This is a genomic window from Deltaproteobacteria bacterium (assembly GCA_005879535.1).
Classification (GTDB): Bacteria; Myxococcota; Myxococcia; order Myxococcales; family 40CM-4-68-19; genus 40CM-4-68-19.
In genome coordinates this window covers 24,408-45,279 of record VBKI01000077.1, presented here as the reverse complement: position 1 = coordinate 45,279, position 20,872 = coordinate 24,408, and the positions used below count along the sequence as shown (strand labels likewise).

The 20,872-nt window shown below is 67.5% G+C and carries 21 protein-coding genes and 1 pseudogene; 16 read left to right on the top strand and 6 right to left on the bottom strand.

Features of this window, described 5'->3' with window-relative positions:
* From fabD to ribD, 7 genes are all read left to right on the top strand, one after another.
* Complete coding sequence (gene fabD, locus E6J58_17640; protein TMB34833.1) at nucleotides 1-954, top strand: ACP S-malonyltransferase; 954 nt, start codon at nucleotides 1-3, stop codon at nucleotides 952-954.
* A complete protein-coding gene (locus E6J58_17635; GenBank protein TMB34832.1) occupies nucleotides 951-1,460 on the top strand; it encodes a hypothetical protein in 510 nt (169 codons plus the stop codon). The genes fabD and E6J58_17635 overlap by 4 nt, the downstream gene beginning before the upstream one ends.
* Before the next feature lie 87 nt (nucleotides 1,461-1,547).
* Nucleotides 1,548-1,781: an acyl carrier protein gene (gene acpP / locus E6J58_17630; GenBank protein ID TMB34831.1), complete on the top strand. Its 234-nt coding sequence runs from the start codon at nucleotides 1,548-1,550 to the stop codon at nucleotides 1,779-1,781.
* 9 nt (nucleotides 1,782-1,790) lie between these two features.
* On the top strand, nucleotides 1,791-3,035 hold the full coding sequence (gene fabF, locus E6J58_17625; GenBank protein TMB34830.1) for a beta-ketoacyl-ACP synthase II: 1,245 nt from the start codon (nucleotides 1,791-1,793) through the stop codon (nucleotides 3,033-3,035).
* A 30-nt stretch (nucleotides 3,036-3,065) separates the two neighbouring features.
* Nucleotides 3,066-4,316: a serine hydroxymethyltransferase gene (locus tag E6J58_17620; GenBank protein ID TMB34829.1), complete on the top strand. Its 1,251-nt coding sequence runs from the start codon at nucleotides 3,066-3,068 to the stop codon at nucleotides 4,314-4,316.
* Nucleotides 4,317-4,319: 3 nt separating this feature from the next.
* Nucleotides 4,320-4,793, top strand: coding sequence for a transcriptional repressor NrdR (gene nrdR, locus E6J58_17615; protein ID TMB34828.1), 474 nt, complete (start codon nucleotides 4,320-4,322; stop codon nucleotides 4,791-4,793).
* Between the two features lie 14 nt (nucleotides 4,794-4,807).
* The gene (gene ribD / locus E6J58_17610; GenBank protein ID TMB34827.1) at nucleotides 4,808-5,797 is read left to right on the top strand and encodes a bifunctional diaminohydroxyphosphoribosylaminopyrimidine deaminase/5-amino-6-(5-phosphoribosylamino)uracil reductase RibD; all 990 of its coding nucleotides are present in this window, start codon (nucleotides 4,808-4,810) and stop codon (nucleotides 5,795-5,797) included.
* Here the strand turns inward: ribD and E6J58_17605 are convergent.
* Together E6J58_17605 and E6J58_17600 are read right to left on the bottom strand one after the other, a co-directional pair.
* Nucleotides 5,772-7,232: a tetratricopeptide repeat protein gene (locus tag E6J58_17605; GenBank protein ID TMB34826.1), complete on the bottom strand. Its 1,461-nt coding sequence runs from the start codon at nucleotides 7,230-7,232 to the stop codon at nucleotides 5,772-5,774. The two genes, ribD and E6J58_17605, sit on opposite strands and share 26 nt — an antisense overlap.
* A 52-nt stretch (nucleotides 7,233-7,284) precedes the next feature.
* Nucleotides 7,285-7,980 carry a hypothetical protein gene (locus E6J58_17600; protein TMB34825.1) on the bottom strand — a complete coding sequence of 232 codons (696 nt, stop codon included), beginning with the start codon at nucleotides 7,978-7,980 and terminating at the stop codon, nucleotides 7,285-7,287.
* 72 nt (nucleotides 7,981-8,052) lie between these two features.
* Between E6J58_17600 and E6J58_17595 the strand changes: the two genes are divergently transcribed.
* The 5 genes and pseudogenes from E6J58_17595 (at nucleotide 8,053) to E6J58_17575 (ending at nucleotide 11,472) form a co-directional block, all read left to right on the top strand.
* Nucleotides 8,053-8,643, top strand: coding sequence for a riboflavin synthase (locus tag E6J58_17595; protein ID TMB34824.1), 591 nt, complete (start codon nucleotides 8,053-8,055; stop codon nucleotides 8,641-8,643).
* A gap of 30 nt (nucleotides 8,644-8,673) precedes the next feature.
* Nucleotides 8,674-9,840 (top strand): annotated as a pseudogene (gene ribB / locus E6J58_17590) (3,4-dihydroxy-2-butanone-4-phosphate synthase).
* Between the two features lie 12 nt (nucleotides 9,841-9,852).
* Nucleotides 9,853-10,341: a 6,7-dimethyl-8-ribityllumazine synthase gene (gene ribH, locus E6J58_17585; GenBank protein TMB34823.1), complete on the top strand. Its 489-nt coding sequence runs from the start codon at nucleotides 9,853-9,855 to the stop codon at nucleotides 10,339-10,341.
* Nucleotides 10,342-10,344: 3 nt separating this feature from the next.
* Complete coding sequence (gene nusB / locus E6J58_17580) at nucleotides 10,345-10,785, top strand: transcription antitermination factor NusB (protein ID TMB34822.1); 441 nt, start codon at nucleotides 10,345-10,347, stop codon at nucleotides 10,783-10,785.
* Nucleotides 10,786-11,472 carry a hypothetical protein gene (locus E6J58_17575; protein ID TMB34821.1) on the top strand — a complete coding sequence of 229 codons (687 nt, stop codon included), beginning with the start codon at nucleotides 10,786-10,788 and terminating at the stop codon, nucleotides 11,470-11,472.
* Between the two features lie 37 nt (nucleotides 11,473-11,509).
* Here E6J58_17575 and E6J58_17570 read toward each other — a convergent pair whose 3' ends face one another.
* Nucleotides 11,510-11,884 carry a hypothetical protein gene (locus tag E6J58_17570; GenBank protein ID TMB34820.1) on the bottom strand — a complete coding sequence of 125 codons (375 nt, stop codon included), beginning with the start codon at nucleotides 11,882-11,884 and terminating at the stop codon, nucleotides 11,510-11,512.
* Nucleotides 11,881-13,182, bottom strand: a complete 1,302-nt coding sequence (asnS, locus tag E6J58_17565) for an asparagine--tRNA ligase (GenBank protein ID TMB34819.1) — start codon at nucleotides 13,180-13,182, stop codon at nucleotides 11,881-11,883. Before asnS ends, E6J58_17570 begins: the two co-directional genes overlap by 4 nt.
* 53 nt (nucleotides 13,183-13,235) lie before the next feature.
* Between asnS and E6J58_17560 the strand changes: the two genes are divergently transcribed.
* The 4 genes from E6J58_17560 (at nucleotide 13,236) to E6J58_17545 (ending at nucleotide 19,338) form a co-directional block, all read left to right on the top strand.
* A complete protein-coding gene (locus E6J58_17560) occupies nucleotides 13,236-15,299 on the top strand; it encodes a M1 family metallopeptidase (protein ID TMB34818.1) in 2,064 nt (687 codons plus the stop codon).
* Entirely contained in the window at nucleotides 15,296-16,285 is a 990-nt protein-coding gene (locus E6J58_17555) for a hypothetical protein (GenBank protein TMB34817.1), read from the top strand. Before E6J58_17560 ends, E6J58_17555 begins: the two co-directional genes overlap by 4 nt.
* A gap of 112 nt (nucleotides 16,286-16,397) precedes the next feature.
* Entirely contained in the window at nucleotides 16,398-18,857 is a 2,460-nt protein-coding gene (locus E6J58_17550) for a leucine--tRNA ligase (GenBank protein TMB34816.1), read from the top strand.
* Complete coding sequence (locus tag E6J58_17545; GenBank protein TMB34815.1) at nucleotides 18,739-19,338, top strand: hypothetical protein; 600 nt, start codon at nucleotides 18,739-18,741, stop codon at nucleotides 19,336-19,338. Before E6J58_17550 ends, E6J58_17545 begins: the two co-directional genes overlap by 119 nt.
* Before the next feature lie 27 nt (nucleotides 19,339-19,365).
* Here E6J58_17545 and E6J58_17540 read toward each other — a convergent pair whose 3' ends face one another.
* Together E6J58_17540 and mazG are read right to left on the bottom strand one after the other, a co-directional pair.
* Entirely contained in the window at nucleotides 19,366-19,647 is a 282-nt protein-coding gene (locus E6J58_17540; GenBank protein TMB34814.1) for a 30S ribosomal protein S20, read from the bottom strand.
* A gap of 348 nt (nucleotides 19,648-19,995) precedes the next feature.
* On the bottom strand, nucleotides 19,996-20,799 hold the full coding sequence (mazG, locus tag E6J58_17535; protein ID TMB34813.1) for a nucleoside triphosphate pyrophosphohydrolase: 804 nt from the start codon (nucleotides 20,797-20,799) through the stop codon (nucleotides 19,996-19,998).
* Nucleotides 20,800-20,872 lie beyond the last annotated feature (73 nt).

The window sequence follows — 20,872 nt, the reverse complement described above, 5'->3', positions numbered from 1 at the left end:
ATGAAGCTCGCATTCGTATTTCCCGGGCAGGGATCACAGTACGTGGGGATGGGACAGGCGCTCGCCGAGGCGTTTCCGGCGGCGCGCGCCGCCCTCGACGAAGCCGACGCGGCGCTCGGCGGCGGGCTGCTCAAGCTGATGTTCGAAGGTCCGGAAGACGATCTGCGCAGGACTGCCAACACACAGCCGGCGATCCTCGCGGTCTCCGCGGCGGTCCACCGCGTCCTGATGCGTGAAGCTGGCGGCGGTTTCCAGTTTCCCGCGTTCTACGCAGGCCATTCGCTGGGCGAGTACTCGGCGCTGGTGGCCGCGGGATCGATGAGCCTGCAGGACGGAGTGCGGGCCGTGCGCGCGCGTGGCACCTTCATGCAGGACGCCGTCCCGGCGGGCGAAGGGGCCATGGCCGCGATCCTCGGCCTCGAGCCGCAGCGGGTGAAGGAGGCATGCGCCGAGGCGCGCGAGCACGAACCCGGCAAGGTGGTGGAGCCCGCCAACTACAATTCGCCGGAGCAGACCGTCATCGCCGGGCACGCGGCGGCGGTGGACCGCGCGATCGCGGTGTGCAAGGCGAAGGGCGCAAAGCGCGCCGTGCCCTTGCCGGTCAGCGCTCCCTTCCACTGTTCGCTCATGTCCCCGGTGCAGCCGAAGCTCGCGGAAGTGCTGGGCGGCATCCAGATCAAGCAGCCGAATGCGCCGGTGATCGCCAACGCCACCGCCGAGCCCAACACCGATCCGGCGCGGATCGTGGCGCTGCTGCTCACGCAGGTCACCGCCGCCGTCCGCTGGGTCGAGACGATCCAGAAGATGGCCGTGAACGGCGTCGACACCGTGGTCGAGATCGGCCCAGGCAAGGTGCTTTCCGGTTTGGTGCGGCGCATCGACAAGGGCTTGCGCGCTTATCCGGTGGAGGACCCGGCGGGTCTGTCGACCGTGTTGCGGGAGGTGTTCAAGTGAAGCAGGCGGCTGTCGCCGCGCTCCTCGCGCTCGCCGCGTGCCAGGGTCAGGGCGAGCTGAAGAAGAAGATGCGGAACGACGCCTGCACCCGGAATTTCGACTGCGCGTATGGGCTCGAATGCGTCGACGGCTCGGCGCCGGCGGAGGGCGGCGTCGCAGTGCAGGGCCGTACTTGTCAGTTCCAGTCGTTCGGAGACTGCGAGGGCGACGGCACGCAGCCGGGCCCGGACGGTCAGCCCCAGTGCCTCGACTCGTATCGCTGCCGCAACGGTCACTGCACGGTGCAGTGCGCCGGCCACAAGGATTGCAAGGAAGGGGAAGTCTGCAAGGTCGGCATCTGCAACAGAGGAGGGAAGGCGGTGGCAAGCTGTACCGAAAACCGGGACTGCATCTACCCGGAGTCGTGCTACTACGGCCAGTGCGTCACCCGTCCAGCGTCACTGCGCTGCAGCAGCGACCTCGACTGCCCCGCCGAGAACCGGTGCATCAATGGAGTCTGTCAATAACTTGTGACGCGGGCGGGCTTGCGAGCGCGCAAAAGCGTGCTACAAGGCCGCGCCAGTTTTAGCTTCAGGGATAGAAAGGATCGGCCCATGTCCGTCGAGGCGAAGGTCAAGAGCATCATCGCGGAGCAGCTCGGGGTCGGCGAGGACGAGATCAAGGCGGAATCCGCCTTCATCGAGGACCTCGGCGCCGACTCGCTGGACATCGTCGAGCTGGTGATGGCGATGGAAGAGGAGTTCGAGGTCGAGATCCCCGACGAGGAGGCCGAGCACATCAAGACGGTCCAGGACGCGGTGAACTTCATCAACGAGCACAAGAAATAGGTTCAGCACATGCAGCGCGTCGAACGCAGAGTGGTCGTCACCGGAATCGGCCTCGTCACTCCCTTGGGAACGGGCACCAAGCAGTCGTGGGAGGCCGCCATCGCCGGCAAGTCCGGCATCGGCCCGATCACTCGCTTCGATGCGAAGGAGCTACCCAGCCGGATCGCCGGAGAAGTGAAGAACTTCGACGCCTCGCAGTTCATGGACAAGAAAGAGGCCCGGCGCAACGACCTCTTCATCCAGTTCGGACTGGCGGCGACCGAGCTTGCGCTCAGGGATGCGGGGCTCCCCACCGACAAGCCGCTCGGAGAGCGGACCGGCGTGATCGTCGGGTCCGGCATGGGCGGACTCGCCACTCTCGAGGAAACGCATCTGACGGCAGTCCAGAAGGGGCACCGGCGCGTCAGCCCCTTCTTCATTCCTTCCATCATCGTCAACCTTGTGGGCGGACAGATCTCCATCCGCTACGGCGCCGCCGGCGTGAACTATGCTCCGGTCTCCGCTTGCGCCACCGGCAATCACGCGCTCGGGGAATCCCTGCGCCACCTGCAGCACGGCGACGTCGACGTGATGATCAGCGGCGGGGCGGAGGCGACGATCACGCTCCTGGGGATCGCCGGCTTCACGTCCGCGCGCGCCGTCAGCGAGCGCAACGATGCGCCGGAAAAGGCTTCACGGCCATTCGACAAGGACCGCGACGGCTTCGTGCCGGGAGAGGGCTCGGGCATCCTCATCCTCGAAGAGCTGGAGCACGCGAAGCGCCGCGGCGCGCGCATCTATTGCGAGCTGACCGGGTACGCCGCCACCGCCGACGCCTTCCACATCACGCAGCCGAGTGGAGGCGGCGCAGAGCGCGCGATGCGCCTGTGCCTGCAGGATGCCGGGCTCCGGCCGGAGGATGTGCAGTACGTCAACGCGCATGGCACTTCCACGCCGGTCGGAGACATCGCCGAGGTGAAGGCGATCAAGAGCGTCTTCGGAGATTGGGCGAAGAAAGGGCTGATGGTCAGCTCCACGAAGAGCATGACGGGCCATCTGCTCGGCGCCGCGGGCGGCGTCGAGGCCGCATTCTCCGCGCTGGCGCTGTACCACGGGATCATTCCGCCCACGATCAACGTCGAGCACCAGGATCCACAGTGCGATGTGGACGTGGTGCCGAATCAGGCGCGCGAGGTGCGGATCAAGACCGCAGTTTCGAACTCTTTCGGGTTCGGAGGCACCAACGCGGTCGTAGCCTTCCAGCGCTTCGAATGATAGAAGCGGGCGCACATGCCGCCCGCCTCGATGGACCGCTCCCTCCAGGAAGTCGACCCAGAGATCGCGCGCCTCATTCGGGAAGAAACGCGGCGGCAGGCGGAGGGGCTGGAGCTGATCGCCAGCGAGAACTTCGTTTCCGAGGCCGTTCTGGAAGCGCAGGGCTCGACGCTCACCAACAAGTACGCCGAGGGCCTTCCGGGAAAGCGCTACTACGGCGGGTGCGAGGTGGTCGACAAGGTCGAACAGCTCGCCATCGATCGGGCCAAGGCGCTGTTCGGAGCCGAGCACGCCAACGTGCAGCCGCACGCGGGTTCGCAGGCGAACATGGCCACGTACTTTGCGCTGCTGCGGCCGGGCGATCGCATCATGTCGCTCTCGCTCGCACAGGGCGGCCACCTGACGCACGGCTCGCCGGTGAACTTCTCCGGGAAACTCTTCGAGATCCATCACTACGGTCTCGATCCCAAGACCGAGCGCATCGACTTCGACGCCACGCGGAAGCAGGCGCGCGAAGTTCGGCCGCGCGCCTTTCTCTGCGGAGCTTCCGCCTACCCGCGCACGCTCGATTTCGTCAAGCTGCGCGAGATTGCCGAGGAGGTGGGCGCGATGCTGATCTGCGACATCGCGCACATCGCCGGCATGGTCGCCGTCGGCTTGCACCCCTCGCCGGTCCCTCTGGCGGATGCGGTGACGACCACCACTCACAAGACGCTGCGCGGGCCGCGTAGCGGGCTGATCCTCTGCAAGCAGCAGCACGCCAAGGCCGTCGATTCGAACGTGTTCCCGGGAATCCAGGGCGGCCCGCTCGAGCACATCATCGCGGCGAAGGCGGTCGCATTCGGCGAGGCGCTGAAGCCGGACTTCAAGGAGTACCAGCAGCGCATCCTCGACAACGCTCAGGCGCTCGCGGCGGGCCTCATCGAGGGCGGTCTGCGCCTGGTGGCCGGCGGCACCGACACGCACCTGGTGCTCTGCGACCTGCGCCCGAAGAAGCTCACCGGCAAGGTGGCGGAGGCAGCGTTGCAGAGGGCCGACATCACCACCAACAAGAACATGATCCCCGGCGATCCGGAGAAGCCCTTCGTGACCAGCGGCCTGCGGCTGGGCACGCCCGCGCTCACCACCCGCGGAATGGGAGTCCGGGAGATGAAGCAGGTGGCGAGACTGATCGTCCGCGTGCTCGACCGTCCGGACGACGAAGCGGAGATCGGGCGCGTGCGCGGCGAGGTGCGCGAGCTCGCCCGCCAGTTCCCGCTCTACGCGAAGAGGCTCACCTGACCCGTGAAGTGTCCGTTCTGCGCCGAGGTCGAGAACAAGGTGATCGACTCCCGCCTCTCCAACCAGGGCGCGGTCATCCGGCGCAGGCGCGAATGCCTCGGCTGCCAGCGGCGCTTCACCACCTACGAACGCGTCGAAGAGATCCTGCCCATGGTGGTCAAGAAGGACGGCCGCCGGGAGTCGTTCGATCGCCAGAAAGTGCTCGAAGGCCTGAAGCTCGCCTGCCAGAAGCGGCCGGTCGGCGCGGATCAGCTCGAAGCGGTGGTGGACGGCATCGAGCGGCGGCTGCAGGAAATGGGCGAGAAGGAAGTGCCCAGCTCCGTGATCGGCGAGGCGGTGATGCGCGAGCTGGCGCGGCTGGACGAGGTGGCCTACGTCCGCTTCGCCAGCGTCTACCGCTCCTTCAAGGACCTCGGCGAGTTCATGAGCGAGCTGAAGGAGCTGATCTCCGAGCGCAAGAGCGCGCCGAAGAAGTGACCGGCGAGGAATTCATGCTCCTCGCTCTCGACGAGGCGGAGAAGGGGCGCGGGCGCACGCATCCCAACCCCGCCGTCGGCGCCGTCGTCGTCCGCGGCCGCCGGGTCATCAGCCGCGGCCATCATCAGAGGGCAGGGCTTCCGCATGCGGAGGTGAATGCGCTCCGGGCGGCAGGAGCGAAGGCGCGCGGCGCAGACGTCTACGTGACGCTCGAGCCTTGCAACCATCAGGGACGCACGCCTCCGTGCACCGATGCGCTCATCGCCGCCGGAGTCAGGCGCGTGTTCTTCGGCAGCGCGGACCCGAATCCGCTCGTGGACGGCCACGGCGCCCGCCGGCTTCGCCGCGCCCGCATCGAGGTTCGCGCCGGCGTCCTGCGTGCGCAGTGCGACGCCGCCAACGAGGCCTGGTTCAAATTCATCACCACCGGGATTCCCTGGGTGGTGTTGAAGGCCGCCATCACGCTCGACGGAAAGCTGGCGACCGCCGCCGGCGATTCGAAGTGGATCAGCTCCGAAGCGTCGCGCCGCCTGGTCCACCGCTGGCGCAACGAGCTCGACGCGGTGCTGGTCGGGGCCGGCACGGTCCGGGTCGATGACCCCCGACTGACCGTGCGCGGCGTCCGCGGGGGGCGGAATCCGTTGCGCGTCGTCCTCGGAACGATTCCGCCGCGAGCCCGGATCCTGCGCCAGCCTGGCGAAACCATCTCGGAGCGCGGCCCCCTTTTGGCGGTGCTGCGGCGTCTGGGACGCCGCGGGATCACCACCGTGCTCGTCGAAGGCGGCGCGAAGGTGCACGGCGAGTTCCTCGCAGCGCAGCTCTGGGATGAGCTGCGCCTGTTCATCGCACCGAAGATCTTCGGCGCGGACGCCCTGTCGTGGGCCGGTCAGTCGCGCTCGCGCTCATTGGCGGTCCGGCTCCAGGCAGTCGAGCGGATCGGGCCAGACCTGCTCGTGATCTGCCGACCCGCTCGTTCCGTCAGCGCTCGAGATTCATCCGTTTGAGCAGGGCGCGATATCGTGGGTCCGAGCGTATCGGCTCCCACATCGGGTTCAACTTGATCGTGCGCACGGATTGGTCGCGCGCCACGAAGCCCTTTTCCAACCAAACGAATGCCGCGTCCTCCTCGCCGAGCGCGAGATGAGCCAACGCGAGGGATCCACGTGGCACCGGGTTGGCGTCGAAATGCGCCTCGACCTCGGTCAGCATACGGCTCGCATCGGTCGTCGCGCCGGACGCGGCGAGCAGATGCGCGCGCACGACTGAAAGCTGCGACGAAGGCGCAGGTGCCCTGTCCAGGGCCACGAGTGCGTCCGCGATCCTGCCGGCGCGAAGATGGGAATAGGCGAGAAACACGCGTGCGAGGTCGAATCCCGGGTTCAGGTCGAGCGTTTTTTGCGCCTGATCGACGGCGGCATCGTATTCACCGGCGTGGTGCAGCACGGTGACGAGGAACGTGTTGATGATGACGGAGGTGGGATCGAGCTGTCGCGCCCGTTCTGCCTCTGCTCGCGCTTCGGCCAGCCGCCCCTGGCCGAGAAGAGTGAAACCGTACCAGTGATGAGCCGTCGCGTACCCCGGCCTCAACTCGATGGCGCGCGTGAACTCGCGGTTCGCGCCATCCCAGTCGCATTCACGGTCCATGTACGCCGCCAGTGATGCGTGACCTTCCGCGAGTCCATCGTCGAGTTTCACGGCCGCGAGCGCATGCGTCTTTCCTTTGGACGCAACCTCCTCGCCTTGCGTTCCTCCGTAGTCCCCCAGAACGTTGTAGCAGTCCGCCAGGCCGGAATGGGCCAGCGAGTAACCCGCGTCGAGGGCGATTGCCCGCTCGAACAGGGCAATGGCCCTGGTGAGACCCTCCTTCGAGCGCTGGTTCCACAAATAGCGGCCTTTCAGGTACAAGTCGTGCGCTTCGCTGCTGTCGGTCGTGCGCTCGACCATCGCCGTCGGTTGCACCAGCTTCGGCTTGAGCGCCTGCACGATGGCACGGGCCACGTCGTCCTCGACCAGGAACATGTCGTTCAGCTCCCGGTCGTACGTCTTCGACCACAGGTGATAGCCGTCGTTGGCGGCAATGAGCTGTGCGGCGACGCGCAGCTGGTTGCCCTGGCGCCGGACCGTGCCCTCGAGCACGGTGGACACTTTGAGCTCCTCGCCGATCTTGCGGATGTCGACGTTCTTGCCTTTGAAGGAAAATGCCGAGGTGCGGGCCACCACCCGCAATCCCTCGATGTTCGCGAGCGCATTGATGATCTCCTCCGTCATCCCGTCGGAGAAGTATTCATTTTCCCTTTCGGCGCTCAGGTTCACGAACGGGAGGACGACGATCGAGGGTGGCGCATCAGAAGATTTGCTCCGGCCGCGGATGCCGCCGTAAGCGACCAGCGCGCGAAAGACGCGCCGGCGCTTCAGCTCGGCGATAAGGGGCAGGGGCATCCGCCCTCCAGGTCGGACCTGGCGACGGTATCAAAAGATGGGTGGCGCGCGCTTACCGGCGGCCGTGCGCGCGGTGCCCGCCGCCGCGATGCCCGTTGAACTGGCGCGCGTGCCAGGTGGGGAAGGCACGGACCGGACGGCCAGAGCGGACAATCACGCTGACCTGCGCCCTGGGCACGATCCAGCGGCGGATCGGATGCGCGAAGTGCGCGTGCGGCACTACCACCCAGCCTCGCCATCCGCGGCCATAGATGTAGCCGCGCGGCGCCAGCGGCGCCCAGCAGGCGTAGCCGTTCGCCCAACGCCAGGACACCCAGGCGGGAGCCCAGACGTATCCGGGTACCCAGTACCACCCGAACCCCGCGCGCCAGCCCCAGCGGCCGTAATGATAGACGGCCCATCCCCAGGGGACCGGCGCTGCGAACGACCAGCCCGAGCTCGTGCTCACCCACTGCCCGTCCGAGTACGGCTGCCAGTCGGATCCCACGTTCGCGGGGATCCAGACGCGCCCGTATTCCGGCGTGTCGACCCAACGCCCATACGGCGAAAGCTGCTGCTCGAACGTCCGCTGATCCGGAGCCTGCGGCGGAGGTTGTGCGGAGGGCGGCGGAGGCGTCTCCACGCCGTCGTCGGGGGGCGGCGGAGGCGGCTCGTACGCTGCAGGATTTTCCTGCGCGATCGCGGTGCTGGACGCGCCGGCCAGAGCGGCGATGAACGCGAAGATCAGGGTCGGGCGGAGGGGGTTCATGCTCATTGGATGGTGACTCTCGGGGGAGATTCAAGCAAGCGGGCGGGAGACGGACGTTGTATACCCGCCTCGATGTTCACCGGCCTCATCGAGGACGTTGGAACCGTGACGGCGGTCGATCGGGTGCCCAAAGGTGCGCGCCTGTCGGTGCGGACCCGGCTCTCCGGCTTGCCGCGCGGGGCGAGCATCGCCGTGGACGGCGCCTGTCTCACGGCCGTCGACTTCTCCGGCGACCAGTTCACCGCCGACGTGAGCGCCGAGACGCTGGAGAAGACCACGCTCGGCGACCGCAGGGCCGGCGACAGGGTCAACCTCGAGCGGCCGATGGCGCTCGGCGATCGATTGGATGGCCATCTCGTGCTGGGGCACGTGGACGGCGTGGGCGAGATCGTGCGCCGCGAGACCGTCGGCGAGGGGGTACTCGTCGCATTGAAGCTGCCTGCCGGCCTCGCGCCTCTGGTGGTCTCGAAAGGCTCGATCGCGCTGGACGGCATCTCGCTCACCGTCAACGCGGTCGTCGACCCCGACCGCATCTCGCTCTTCCTCGTTCCCGAGACGCTGCGCGCGACCACCTGGGGCATCAAAGAGGTGGGAGCAAAGGTGAACGTCGAGGCCGACATTCTCGGAAAACACGTGGCGCGCCTGATGCAATTCCGGGCCTGAAGGAGCAACGCAGTGGAACACACCATCGCCCGCGTCGAAAAAGCGCTCGATGAGCTGCGCCGGGGCCGCATGGTCATCCTGGTGGACGACGCCGATCGGGAGAACGAGGGCGATCTCGTGCTCGCCGGGCAGTTCGTCTCGCCCGAGGCGATCAACTTCATGGCCAAGCACGCACGGGGCCTGATCTGCCTCTCGCTCACCGAGCACCAGGTGAAGCAGCTCGGTCTGACCATGATGGTCAACGAGAACGAGAGCACGTACACCACCGCCTTCACCGTCAGCATCGAAGCCGCCCGGGGCGTCACCACCGGGATCAGCGCCCACGACCGCGCGACGACCATCCGCGCTGCCATCGATCCCAACGCGAAGCCGGACGATCTCGTGCGGCCGGGTCATGTATTTCCCCTGCGCGCCCGCAAGGGAGGAGTGCTGGTGCGCGCTGGACAGACCGAAGGTAGCGTCGATCTCTGCCGCCTCGCCGGCCTCACTCCCGCTGGCGTGATCTGCGAAGTGATGAACGACGACGGGACGATGGCGCGCATGCCGGATCTGCAGCGATTCGCGGCCGCCCATGGCCTTCACATCCTCTCGGTCGCGGACGTCATCCAGTACCGGATGCACCGCGAATCGCTGGTGCGGCGCGGCGCGGAAGCGCGCGTTCCCACCGAGTTCGGCGGCGACATGCGCTGCATCGCGTACGAGAACGACGTCGACTCCGCCCAGCACGTCGCGTTCGTCAAAGGCACCTGGGAGCCCGACGAGCCGGTGCTGGTGCGCGTCCACTCCAAGTGCCTGACCGGCGACGTGTTCGGCAGCCGCCGCTGCGACTGCGGCCCGCAGCTCCACCGCGCGCTGCAGATGATCGACGAGGCGGGGAAGGGCGTGCTCGTCTACCTCGAGACAGCGTACAACCTCCAGGACGAGGGCCACGACACCGTCGAGGTCAACGTGAAGCTCGGCTTCAAGGCGGATCTGCGCGACTACGGCATCGGGGCGCAGATCCTCCGCGACGTGGGCGTGCGCAAGCTACGGCTGATGACGAACAACCCGAAGAAGATCGACGGCCTCAAGCGCCTGTACGATCTGGAGGTGGTGGAGCGCGTGCCCATCGAGGCGGGTCTCTCCCACGAAAACGAGAGCTATCTGCAGTCGAAGCGGGACAAGATGGGACACCTGCTCTCGCTGACGAAGAAGTAGGATGTGCGGCACATGAGCAGGGGAACTCCGCCCGAGCGGGAGCTGTTGGCGCAAGGGATGCGGATCGCCATCGTCGCCACGCGCTGGAACGCCGAGCTCGTCGAGCAGCTTCTCGAAGGCGCGCAAAAGGCGCTTTCGCAGCGCAAGGCCGCGGGGGTGGACGTGTATCGCTGCGCGGGCGTGTTCGAGCTGGCGCCGCTGGCCGCGCGAATCGCGCGAAAAGGCGGCATCGACGGGATCGTGGCCCTCGGCTGCCTGATCCGCGGCGGGACCGACCATTACCGCGTCCTCTGCGACGAGGTCGCGCGCGCGCTTGGGGCGCTGGCGCTGGAATGCGGAACGAGCCCGCACCCGATCGCGATCGCCTTCGGGGTGCTCACCTGTGAAACGCTCGAGCAGGCGCAGGAGCGCGCCGACCCGAGGCGGGCGGACAAGGGCGGCGAGGCCGCGCTCGCCTGCCTGGAGCAGATCCATGCGCTGCGCGCGGCGGGAGCGGAATAAGGCGTGGGCTCGCGGACGAAAGCCCGGGAGTGCGCGCTCCAGGCGCTCTATCAACTCGACCTGAGCGGGGGCGATCCGCGCGACGCCGTCCGCGGGGTGCTGGCGCACTTCGAGGAAGCCGACGAAGCCACCGAGAGGTTCGCGGACGAGCTCGTCCGCGGAGTCCAGTCGGAAAGGCCGCAGATCGACGCGTTGATCCAGACCAGCAGCACGCACTGGAAGCTGGAGCGCATGGCGCGTGTTGATCGGAATATCCTCAGGCTCGCGGTCTACGAGATCCTGCGGCGCGCGGACGTTCCCGTCCGGGTGACGCTCAACGAGGCCGTCGAGTTGGGGAAGAAATATGGCTCGGAGGAGTCTTCGGCGTTCGTGAACGGCGTGCTGGACAGGATCGCGCACATGGACTTGCCCAACGCGACGCCGAAGCTGGACAGGAAAGCCTAGATGGATCTGACCTTCTTCCCCCTCACACTGGACGCGATCGATCAGGCGGCTGCGGAATCCCTTTGCCTCTTCGTCAGCTCCGACGAGCGGCCCCTCACCGGGCTGGCCGGCCTCGTCGACTGGCGGCTCACCGCGCGACTCTCGAAGCTCGTGCGCGGAGGGCAGCTCACGGGCGAGGCGGGCGAGGCGGTGCTCACCTCACCCGGCCCGCGGCTCGCGTTTCGCAAGATGTTTCTCTTTGGCATCGGCCCCTCGGACCAGAGCGACGAGCAGCTTCAGGCTCACGTAGCGGAGGCGCTGCGCAAGTTGACGCAGGCGGGGGTGAAGGACGCTGCCCTCCAACTGCCGCCGCGGCTGCCCGCGGACACCGGCGTGCGCACGCTGATCGACGAAATGCAGGGCCCGGGGCGGGCGGTGGTATTCGCGGTCGAGCCGCAGAGGATGATCGCGGCCCTCTCGAAGGTGGCGCGCGGGCAGGCGCGGGTGGAGCAGCGCACGGTGAAGGTACAGTCGCCGGCGCCGCCGCCGCCGATTGCGGCGGAACCGGCCATCGCGCCGGCGATCGAGTCCGAGCCGCCGCCGCCTCAAACGCCGACGCGGCCGGGGCGAAAGCCGGTGCCGCCTCCGCCCCAAAGGTACGTGCCCGCCGAGCCGAAGCAGAACGTCTTCAAGAAGAAGAAACGGTAACGGCTCAGTTCAACCGCCGAGCACGCCAAGTCGTTTTTCAGTGCGTGGGGCGGACCTTCACGCTCACGTCGCGCCACCGCGTTTCCGTGACCAGGATGCGTGTCTCCGGCGCGTCGATCGAGATTTCCCGAGCGGACGTCCAGGTCATGCGGAGCGGTGCGGTTCCTTCCACGACGAGGATGTCAGCGCGCGCTTTGGGAGACGCCATCGCGGGACGCAGCGCGATGTGAGTGGTCAGGGAAGCGCCGCACTTCAGTTCGTAGATCTCGGCATCCGAGCGATCGTCGGGGGACCGGGATTGGGCGACGGTGCGCGATTGACACGGCTCCGGCTCGGGGGAACGGCGCCACAGCCAGAGGGTTACGAGGCCGACGGCGAGCATCAGCGCGAACAGCGCGGCCAGCAGCTTCAAGGCGTGAGCCGTTCCATCATCCGCGGGAACGGGATGGTCTCCCGCACGTGGTGCAGGCCGCAAATCCAGGCCACCGTCCGCTCCACGCCGAGTCCGAAGCCGGCGTGCGGCACGCTGCCGTACTTGCGCAGATCGAGGTACCACTGGAAGGCGTCCAGCGGGAGCTTGTGCTTTTCGATCTCTGCCTTCAGCGTCGCGTAATCGTCCTCGCGCTGGCCACCTCCCACGATCTCCCCGTAGCCCTCCGGGGCGAGGACGTCGACGCCGAGCGCGACCTTGGGATCACGCGGATCTTTTTTGAAGTAGAACGCCTTCATCTCCGCCGGATAGCGGTGGACCATCACCGGCCGGTCGAACTGCCTGCAGAGGATGGTCTCCTCGTCGCCGCCCAGATCGTCGCCCCAGTTTATCGGGTGGCCGGTCTTGCGGATGGCCTCGATGGCCTCGGTGTAGGTGATGCGAGGAAACGGCTTCTGCACGCGCTTCAGAGGCTCGAGGTCCCGCTCGAGCACGGCCTTCAGCTCGGGCTCGTGCTTCGCCAGCACCGTCTTGACGATCTCGACGATGAAGTCCTCCGCCAGGTCCATGTTGCCGTCGAGGTCCATGTACGCGACCTCCGGCTCGACCATCCAGAACTCCGTCAGGTGCCGGCGCGTCTTGCTCTTCTCCGCCCGAAAGGTAGGGCCGAAGACGTACGCCTTTCCGACCGCCATCGCCGCGGCTTCGCCATAGAGCTGGCCCGACTGCGTCAGATAGGCCTTTCCCAGATCGAAGTAGGGCACCTCGAACAGCGTCGAAGTTCCTTCGCAGGCGGCGGGAGTGAGGATGGGCGAGTCCACCAGCGTGAACCCGCGGGAGTCGAAGTAGTCGCGGATCGCCTTGATGATCGTATGGCGGACGGCGAGGATCGCCCGCTGCCGCGACGAGCGGAGCCAGAGATGGCGCTGCTCCTGCAAGAAGCCGACTCCGTGCTCCTTCGGCTGGATGGGATATCCGGGCTCTCCCTGGAGCACCCGGAAACCCGTTACGTGCAGCTCGTAGCCGATGGGACTGCGCGGGTCCTTTGCCACCTTCCCGCGAACCTCGACGGAAGCCTCCTGCGGCGCCTTGTCCGCCGCCGCAAACGCCTCTTCGGGGACGTCTTTCTTGGAGACGACGCACTGGATGACGCCGGTACCGTCGCGGATCTGGAGGAAGTGAAGCTTGCCGCTGGAGCGCTTGCCGTAGAGCCAGCCGCGCAGCAGCACCTCCCGGCCATCCTCGGCGGCGATGTCGCGGATGTACACACGATGATCCATGCGGACGGCGGATACTATTGCCAGCACGGTCGCGCGTCGAGTACGACGCGCGTATGTTCGCAGCGCTGCTTCTCGCCGCCGATCTTGCCGGTGCCTCGGCCGGTGCGGTGCGCGTCGCGAGCAGCGCGTCGGCATGGGGTGGCGTGCGGGAGGGCAAGGGACCGGAGCGCGTCGCGGACTACGATCTGGAGGCGACGCTCGACCCGGTCAGGCACAGTCTCGACGGGCACGAGCGCCTCACCTGGCGCAACCGGAGCACCGAGCCCGTCCGCGAGCTGTACGTCCATCTGTACCTGAACGCGTTCGAGGGAGAGGAGACCACTTTCGCGCGCGAACGGAAGCGGTACGGTGGATTCCGCAGCGAGACCCGGACGAAACGCGGCGAGTGGGGCTACATCGAGCTCCGCAGCGTGACGCAGCACGGGCAGGCGGTGCCGTGGACGTTCGTGCATCCCGATGGCGGTCCATCGACCGATCGCACCGTCGCGCGCTTCGATCTGCCCCGCGCGGTATCCCCGGGTGGAACGGCGGTTCTCGAGATCGAATTTCACGATCAGCTTCCGCGCGTGGTGGCGCGGACGGGTTGGTTCGGCTCGTACCATCTCGTCGCCCAGTGGTTTCCGAAGGTCGGCGTGCTCGAGCTGCCCGGCGAGCGCGGCGCGACGGAGCCGCGCTGGAACTGCCACGAGCTCCACCTCTACAGCGAGTTCTACGCGGACTTCGGCAGCTATCGCGCGGCCATCACGGTGCCGCGCGGGTACACCTTCGGGTCGGTGGGTGTCGAGACCTCGCCTCCGGCGGAGAGCGCCGCCGGCGTCATCCACCGGGTCGCGCAGGACGACGTGCACGACTTCGCCTTCACGGCATGGGACGGGTACGCGTCGCCTCTGGAGGCGGACTGGAACGGCATCCACCTCAAGGTCCTGCACCCGCCCGAGTACGCCGAAGCTGCGCGCATCGCCCTGCAGGCGACGCGCGACGGGCTGGACTATTTTTCGCGCACGCTCGGCCCCTATCCCTACCGGCAGGTCACCCTCGTAGTCCCGCCCTGGAACGCGCTCGAATCCGGCGGAATGGAATACGAGACGTTTTTCACGACCATCGGCGCGCTCGGCCCCCCGCTGCTGCCGCTGGTGCGGTTCGTCACCGTGCACGAGCTCGGGCACGGCTGGTTCATGGGCCTTCTGGCCTCGAACGAGGCGGAGGAGCCGTTTCTCGACGAGGGCCTGAACGACTTCTGGGATGCGCGGATGCTGCTGAATGAAGCCCTCCAGATCCCCGCTCCCGGACCGCTGGCCGCGCTCGGTCTGCGCACGCCGAAGATCGGCTACTTCGATCTGGAGCGCACCGGCACGCAGAGGTTCCAGGCGGACCCCGTCGCCGGCAACTCCTGGAATCGGTGGTCGGGCGGCAGCTACGCGCTCGTCTACACGCGCACCGCGCTCGTCTTCCACGATCTGGAGCAGCGCCTCGGTGGGGACGTTCTCGCGAGAGCGTTCGCCGAATACTACCGTCGCTGGCATTTCCGGCACCCGTCCACCGCGGACCTGGAAGCCGTGCTGGCCGAGTCCGGCGGCGAGACGGTGCGGGCGTGGTTCCGCGAGCAGGTTCACGACCGCGTGCCGGTGGACGACCGTGTCGACTCGATCGAGGCGGAGGAGATGGTCCCGCGGCCCGGCACCTTTCTCGAGGCGGGCGGTGTCCGCGTCGAGGTGGACGAGGACCAGGCGCGGCAAAAGGAGCGACAGATCCGCGACGAGTTCCGGCGGGCACACCCCAACGCAAAGTCCGGCGAACCGGGCCCTTTCCCTTGGCGCTCCACCGTGAAGCTGCGACGATACGCGGCGGCGGTCCCCGAGAGCGTCGTCGTCCGTTTCGACGACGACACGGCCGAGACGGTGCAGTGGGTTGCGGGCGATCGCTGGCAACGCTGGGTCTTCGAAAAGCCGGTGCGGGTCGCTTCCGTCCAGATCGATCCGGACCGGAAGGTGCTGCTCGATCTGAACAAGCTCGACGACGGCCGCACGCGTGAGCGCGCGCCCGCGGCCTCCCGGCGGTGGACGATGGAGCTCAAGGCCTGGATGGAGTTGCTCCTGGCCATGGTCGGCGTGCTGTGATCACGCCGGGAATCTTCCGTCGCTCGCTTCGTCGCGCGCTGCGCTGGCGCGTCCTTCTCCTCTGGTGGGCGGCGCTCGCGGTCTCTGGCGCCATCGCCGTCGCGCCCGTGTTCGCTTTCCTGCGCGGCCAGCTCGATCGGTCGACGGCCGCGCGCGATGCCGTGGCGTGGATGGACGGCCCAACGCTCCTGGAGCTCGTCCGGCAAGTCCGCGAGAGCGGCGCGGAGCAGGGGATTCTCGTCGCGCTCGCGGTGGCCCTGGCCACGCAGCTCCTCTGGGCACCCTTCGTCGCCGCCGCGATGGTCGCGTCGGCGCACGGCGACGAAAGCCTGCCCTTCTCCCGGCTTCTGGCCTCCGCCGGCGAGCTGTACGGCCGGATGTTGCGCACGGCGGTCGCAGGGCTGATTCCGCTCGGCGCGGGCGCTGCGGTCGCGGCGGGAGCACTCAAGCTGGCCGCCGCCCATGCGGCAGATCGCGCGATCACCGAAACGGATGCCGGGCGAGCGCTCATCGTTGCAGGGTGCGCGGCCGCCCTCGTCATCTTCATCGCCGCTCTTGTCGTTGACGCGGCGCGAGCGCAATTCGCCGCGGATCCGGTCCGCCGCTCGGCCCTCGCGGCGCTCTGGACCGGGTCGAAGATGGTCTGGCGGTTGCCTCTACGCGCCGCCGGCATCGGGGCCGTGGGGACGGTCCTGGGCGTGGGGGGCGCCCTCGTCCTGATGGCGATCCGGCTCCAGATCCCCCAACGGGGCGTCCCTACCCTGGCGCTCGCCTGGCTGCTCGCCCAAGGGGCGCAGCTCGCCGTCGGATTCGGGCGCGCAATCCGGATCGAGGGTCTCGCGGAACTCTCACGGGCGGATGCCGCGGAAGCTTCGCGCCGCGCTTCCCGCCGGTTGCCGCCTGGCGGGACGACGCAGGGCACCGAGGTGGTACATTCGACGACCCTTTCCGCACTCGAACCCCCACGATCTGGCGCACCGCGTTAGAACGGATCTCGTGAACTTGGGCCAACGATGAACCGCGCTCAGGCGTAGCCGCAAACCCGCGCCTTCGGCGCGGGAGCGGCTAGAATGCGCCTCCCGCAAGGAGAACGTCACCGTGCAGGACCGGTACGACCCGAAGTCGATCGAGCCACGCTGGCAGGATCATTGGGCAAAGAAAGACCTCTTCCGGGCGGGCACGCGTCCCGGCGCCCCGAAGAAGTACGTGCTCGCCATGCTGCCGTACCCGTCCGGCGAGATGCACATGGGCCATGCGCGCGTCTATTCGATCACCGACGTGCTCGCCCGCTATGCGCGCAAGCGCGGGTTCGACGTCTTCCACCCTTTCGGATGGGACGCCTTCGGTCTTCCGGCGGAGAACGCCGCCATCAAGGAGGGCGTACACCCGGCGGAGCGCACTCCCCGGAACATCGCGTCCTTCAAGCAGGACGTCGTCTCGCTGGGCATTTCCGTCGACTGGTCCACGGAGATCTCCACGTCCGACCCCGAGTATTACCGCTGGAACCAATGGTTCTTCCTGCGCATGCTCGAGCGCGGCATCGCCTACCGGCGGCGCGCCAAGGTCAACTTTTGCCCGAGTTGCAACACGGTCCTCGCCAACGAGCAGGTCGAGGAGGGCCGCTGCTGGCGCTGCGGCAGTGTGGTCGTGGAGCGGGAGATTCCGGAATGGGCGTTGCGGATCACCGCCTACGCCGACCAGCTCCTGGAGGGGCTGAACCGCATCGACTGGCCCGAGCGCGTCGTGGCCATGCAGCGCAACTGGATCGGCCGATCCGACGGCCTGGAGATCGATTTCGCCATCAAGGGAGCGCGCGGGAAGTCCTTCCGCGTCTTCACGACGCGCGCAGACACCATCTTCGGCGCCACCTACGTCGCGGCGGCGCCGGACCACCCCTTGGTCGCCGAACTGGCACCGGCGGCGAAGAAGGGTGAGCTACAGGCGTTTGCCGAGAAGGTCCGCCGGGCCTCCAAGGAGCTGGGCGAAGGGGCGCAGGCGGCGGAGAAGGACGGGCTGGACACCGGGATCCGAGCCAAAAATCCGTTTACGGGCAAGGAGATCCCGGTCTGGGTCGCGAACTTCGTGCTCTCCGGATACGGGACCGGCGCGGTGATGGCCGTGCCCGCGCACGACCAGCGCGATTACGAGTTCGCGACGAAGTTCGGGCTCTCCATCGTCCCCGTCGTGCGGCCCGCGGACGACTCCGAGCTGCCCAAGGACAAGGCGTACGTCGACTACGGCGTCCTCTTCGATTCCGGGGAGTTCTCCGGCATGCCCTCGGAGCAGGCCCGGCTGGCCATCGCCGCCGAAGCGCAGCGGCGCGGTATCGGAAAGCCCGCCGTGAACTACCATCTGCGCGACTGGGGCATCTCCCGGCAGCGCTATTGGGGCACGCCCATTCCCATCGTCTACTGTCCGAAGGACGATCCGGAAGGGAAGGGCATCCCGGTGCCAGACTCGCAGCTGCCGGTGAAGCTGCCGGACATCGACGTCAAGGAAGTGCTCACCGGCTTGGGAGAGCCCCCGCTGGCGAAGGTGGCCTCCTGGGTGAATACCAAGTGCCCGATCTGCGGCGGACCAGCACGCCGGGAAGCCGAGACCATGGACACGTTCGTGGACTCCGCCTGGTACTGGGCCCGGTATCTGGACCCGCACAACTCGCGGGAGCCGTTCGCGCGGCCCAAGGCCGACCGCTGGCTGGCGGTCGACGTCTACGTCGGGGGCCCGGAGCACGCCGTCCTGCACCTGCTCTACTTCCGCTTCTGGACCAAGGTCATGCGGGAGCTGGGCCTGTGCCGCATCGACGAGCCGGCACAGAAATTGGTCACGCAGGGCATCGTCAAAGGCCGCGACGGCGAGAAGATGTCCAAGAGCAAGGGAAACGTCGTCTCGCCCCGCGAGATCATCGAGGAGTTCGGGGCAGACACCGCCCGGCTCTTCATCCTCTTCGCCGCCCCTGCAGAAAAGGACATGGACTGGTCCGACGAACAGGTCCAGGGCCAGCATCGGTTCCTCGGGCGCATCTGGCGCCTGGTGCACTCGAGCCTGCCGAAGATCGAAGGAGCCAAGGCGAACGGCGCCGTCGACGACCTGAGGCGGCGAACGCACAAGACCATCCTGCGGGTGACGCAACAGCTGGAGCGGCTGCAGTTCAACACCGCCATCTCCTCGCTCATGGAATTGTCGAACGCGGCCGCCGACTGGACCGGGGATGCCGCATCGCTGCGCGAGTGCCTGGAGGTGCTGGTCCAGCTGCTCGCGCCGTTCGCCCCCCACATCGCCGAGGAGCTCTGGCGCGGGCTCGGTCGCACTGACGAGCTGGCGCTGCTGCACTGGCCCGACGCAGACCCGGGCCTGGTCGTCGACGACGCGTACCAGATCGCCGTGCAGGTGAACGGGAAGCTGCGCGGCGAGGTGCAGGTGGCGGCGAGCGCCGACGATGCCGAAATCCGCGAGACGGCGGCGCGCGACCCGAAGGTGGCTGGCTGGCTGCAGGGGAAGACGATCAAGAAGGTGGTGGTCATTCCCAAGCGGCTGGTCAACTTTGTCGTCGCCTAAGCCCATGAGGTGCGCTTCCGCTTTCCTCGCCGTCGCCGTCGTCGCGTCGGGGTGCGGGTACGCGCCCGTGCGAGGGCGATCCGTCGAGGGTCTGCGGGTGGCGCCGGTGAAGAACGCGACTGCGCAGGCGGAGGCGGGCGGCATCTTCGCAACCGAGTTGCGCCACGAGCTGGCGGGGCGTGGCCGGCTCGAACCCGACGGGTCGCAGGCGAAGGAGCTCCAGGCCGAGCTGGCCATGCTTCGCTCCGTCCCCAGCGGGGTCGGAGCGGAGGGCGGGGCAGTCTCGTACCGCATCGACGCCGAGTTGCGGATCCGCGCCGGCGACTACGCGGACGCGGTGACCGGTGGAGAGGACTATCTGACTGGTGTGGACGTGCTCGGGACCGAGGCGAATCGCCGCGCCGCCCTGCGACGGCTGGCCCGATCGTTGGCGATCGAGGCGATCCAGCGCTACGAGGTCAGCGAGAGGCTGGGCCGGTAGCCGCTGCCACCGGAGGCGGCTTAGCGACTATGTTTTTGCCTGTACCTGTGGAGCGCCCGTTGCCGCCTTGGTGAGCCGCGAAATCCGGCGCGCCGCCTGGCCCTTGTGGATCACGCCCTTCGAGGCGGCCTTCGCGATCTGCCGCACGGCAAACGCCAGCTCCTGCTTCGTCCGTTCCTTGTTGCCGGATGCCGCAGCCTCGCGGAACTTCCGGACGCTGCTCCGCAGCGTCGACATCACGTGCGCGTTGCGGGTGCGGTTCTTCTGCGATTTGCGGTTCTGCTTCTCTGCGGAGTGCGTATTCGCCACGATGGCTCCAAAAAAAAAGAAAAATCTTTCCCTGCGAAGGGCGCAGGCAGATAGCACCGCACTGCGGCACTGTCAACGCGGACGCGCAAAGGAAATCAGGGCGGGGCCACAGGTTGTCCACGGTCCTGTCCGAAACGATTTTTCGCACTATCGGGGTTTTCACCGAAGGTGTCATCGCGCTGCGGCAATCAGCCTATGCCAGCGTAGCTACGTGGGTTTTCAGCTGCGATTCGGCACGAATATTTTCGATTTCTGAACGGCCCGGATATTTTCCCGTTTCGGCGGAGGCCGCACCCACAGGTTCTCCACAGGGAGGGTGAAACTGTGGGTAAGGGTCGGGAGGGCGCGTCAATTCGCGGATTTTTCCATCTCCTTCGCGTCCTCCCAAAGCGCGTCCATCTCCGAGAGCGTCGATTCCCGCGGCGACTTCCCACGCTCCGCCAGCTTGTTCTCGATATGGTGAAAACGCGATTCGAAGCGGCGGAGCGACCCGCGCAAGGCCTCCTCCGGATGCGCCTTCACCCAGCGGCCGAGGTTTGCCACCGCGAACAGCAGATCGCCGAGCTCATGCTCGACGCGCTCGGCCGAGTCGCCCTCCATCGCCTCGGCCAGCTCGTCCAGCTCCTCGCGCACCTTGGCGAGGACGGACTTTGCATCCGGCCAATCGAAGCCCACGGCGCCGGCTTTCTCGGTCAGCCGCTCGGCGCGGACCAGGGCGGGAAGCGAGACGGGGACGCCGCCGATCGCGGAGCGCGGAGCCTGCCCCTTCTGTTTGCGCTCGTCGGCCTTGATCCTCTCCCAGTTCTTCACCACCTCCTTCGATCCCGACACCTCGACGTCGGAGAATACGTGGGGGTGGCGGTGGGTGAGCTTGTCGGAGATCGAGTCGCACACCTGCGTGAAGTCGAACTTGCCCTCCTCCCGCGCGATCCGCGCCTGGAAGACGACCTGGAAGAGAAGATCCCCCAGCTCTTCCTTGTGGTGTGCGACGTCCCCGACCTCGATGGCCTCGATCACCTCGTGCGCTTCCTCCAGCAGGTATGGGGTCAGCGTCCGCAGCGTCTGCTCGCGGTCCCAAGGGCAGCCGCCCGGATCGCGCAGCTTGTCCATGATCTCGAGCAGCCGCCGCATCGCCTGTTCGGCCTCGCGCATGAGCGGCGAAATACCACATCCACGCCCCGGATTTCCGGGCTGATTCCTTGCTGATGCGAGCGGTGGCCGTCTA